Origin of the sequence: Desulfurococcus sp., assembly GCF_038881575.1 — an archaeon.
In the GTDB taxonomy this organism is placed as follows: Archaea; Thermoproteota; Thermoprotei_A; order Sulfolobales; family Desulfurococcaceae; genus Desulfurococcus.
Genome location: NZ_JAVZPN010000014.1, coordinates 1 through 2,505, shown reverse-complemented (window position 1 = coordinate 2,505; position 2,505 = coordinate 1). Strand labels below are relative to the sequence as shown.

At 40.7% G+C, this 2,505-nt stretch carries 2 protein-coding genes; both read right to left on the bottom strand.

What is annotated here, in order from left to right:
* Positions 1-146 precede the first annotated feature (146 nt).
* Positions 147-1,565, bottom strand: a complete 1,419-nt coding sequence (locus QXV08_RS08595) for a hypothetical protein (protein ID WP_342821532.1) — start codon at positions 1,563-1,565, stop codon at positions 147-149.
* 103 nt (positions 1,566-1,668) lie between these two features.
* Positions 1,669-1,914, bottom strand: a complete 246-nt coding sequence (locus tag QXV08_RS08590; RefSeq protein ID WP_342821543.1) for an AbrB/MazE/SpoVT family DNA-binding domain-containing protein — start codon at positions 1,912-1,914, stop codon at positions 1,669-1,671.
* Positions 1,915-2,505: the final 591 nt, after the last annotated feature.

Below are 2,505 nucleotides of genomic sequence, written 5' to 3'. Positions count from 1 at the left end.
AACTAGGTATTGGTAAATCAACTATTCACTGCTAGTTGAAAGGCAGAAGAATAACATCAGAGTACTTGATAAGAATGCACGAGATATTTCCAAGAGAGTTGCTCGCTGTTCTTAGAGCTGATCAGATCGTGCTCTTTAGATTCTCCTTAGGGATCTTTTCCCTGCTCTTCCTCTTCGTCTAAGCATAAGGTGTTTTCTATGCTAGCTTGTCTTAGGTAAGTATTCATTAAAATGCTAACTATACTAGCAATATCTCTTCTACCTACTACAAACATTGAGATAACGCGACGAGGCTCTAGTGTGGTTATCAGCCTTGGTTCTCTTTTTTCTCCTACTTGCCTTATTCTATAGTACTTTGCACAGCCTTTCCATGCTCTCATTCCTATTACAGCAACCAGTCTACAGGGTTTACTCTCGTTGTTTTTGCTTGTACCGGGCTTAGACTCCTTGTTCTCGCTTGTGCTTGTTCTTCTGGCTTCACATTCTCGTATTAGTATCTTGGTGGCGTATTTTCCTTCCTTCTTGTTATCTATTCCTACTAGCATTAGTTCTCTGTAAACATCAGCTGGGGATTTCTTATCGTGTAGTATAATAAACTTACTTAGAGTCCTGATCTTATCACATTCTACCCCGATCCTATTTGTTTCGCCTTTGATTTCGACGTTATAGCCGTGTTTTCTGAGTTTTTCAACTTCATTGATTATCGTAGAGAGTGCTGGGTTGCACTCGTATAGGTTGAAGACTACTAGTGGAGTCTCTGGCTTAAACTTTAGGTGATTGGGTATTGCGTTGAAAAAGAGTAGTGCTAGCTTCAGGATTATTCTTTCTAGTCGGTTTCTAGGTGTTACTGTTAGTAGTCTTCGGTATAGCATTTCTGCTGGAATTAAGGGTGGTAACACACTAGAGCCCTGCTCATTTCTCACCTCGCTTGACTCTGCAGTGAACTTAGTGCTGTACGATAGTATAATTCCGAGGATTACGATGATAAATCCCATCGCGTAGAGAGGGGTTTTAAAAGCTAGCTTAGCTGATTCAACAACACCTAGTGGTAGTAGTAAAGCTGAGAGTAGAAGCGAAAGAGATAGGAGTGTTGATAGATGGTATATTAATATAGTGAAGAATAAGAGTAGTATTTGCTTTGTGGACAGTTTACGACTTCTAATGTTTCTCAGTACTTTCTCCAATGGAGTAAGTTCTCCTCTTAAGAGCCCTAAAGCTGTGTTTAATGTTATTTCAACAGGATCGCTCGGTTTATCTACTAGTTCTTCGCATTCTTCCCCGGTGTAAACGCATAGATAGACTCTTAGTAGAACTTCGTTGATTAAATCGCTGAATTTCCCCACTGCGTAAATACCAGCGTAGAATATTAAGAGAGCTACGAGCACTAGTGCGGTTATAGTAGCATAAAGATTAAAATTAGCTGAAATCACGTGTGCAGTATGCAATAAAACCAGCGTTAATCCAGCTAGAAAAAAGCCCCTAGCAACTCTAACTCTACCAGAGTCCTCCTCAAGCGATGAAACAGAAGCCGAGAGTAGAATCAACAAGAAGTCTTCCAAAATCACGAAAAAACCCTCGCTAACCAATTAAACCAGACAACCTTATAGACAGCCACACAGACAACCATAAAACCCAAATGTGTTCAGCACTACACCTTTATCTACCACTCTAGCTAGAAAAGACTCCATTATACCTCTTCTGCTCACGCATGCTCTCCTCCTCAAGTTCTCTCAGAGTTACTCTCGCGACTTTCTTCCCCTTAAGCGAGAGAGTTATAGCATCTGGCAACGGTATGACCTCCAGCTTATTACCGCTTATAACAAGCATAACTCGACTCCCCTCCTCAATGCCCAGCATATCCGCAATCTTCTTCGGTATAACTATAGTCCTTTTCCGACCAACACGTACCGTCAGACCTTCAGCCGTTTCAGACTACCAACAAATTCTAACCTACACTACCTAATAAATACAGCGAGCAATAATATCTGCAGACACTAACTCTAGATCCTGGTGATCTCCTCTATCGAAACCCTTTCACAAGTTATCTTCTCAGCTAGCTCATTAGCCATGACGTTTACCCTATGCTCCTACTCTGCTTGAGAAGCCTCCAACAACAAACACCAGTGCAACTAACATTCTTTGATCCTGGACCGAAAGAATCTCAGAAACAGTATTGAGCTAGGTTCTTCATAACGTTATGTGTAGGTATTGAGTGTAGTGGTAAAGCTTAGGAACTCAGGTTTCTGACTGGTTGTAAAAAGCTTTATGTAAAGAGGATGATTTAATAGAATGAAGATCTAATGAAGAATTGAAATCTCTGAGACAAGTAGCGGTCTAGAGGTTTCTGTCGGAGAGCTTTTTAAGGAGTTAGATGCAGAATTAGATTTAAGCCTGTTAAGACGAAAGCCTCTGTGAGTGAACTTATCAGAGGGTGCGAGACGTGAGAGAAGAATATCTTACTTAAGGTGGTAGCATTATTATTATGAAGTATATTGAAGAACCTGG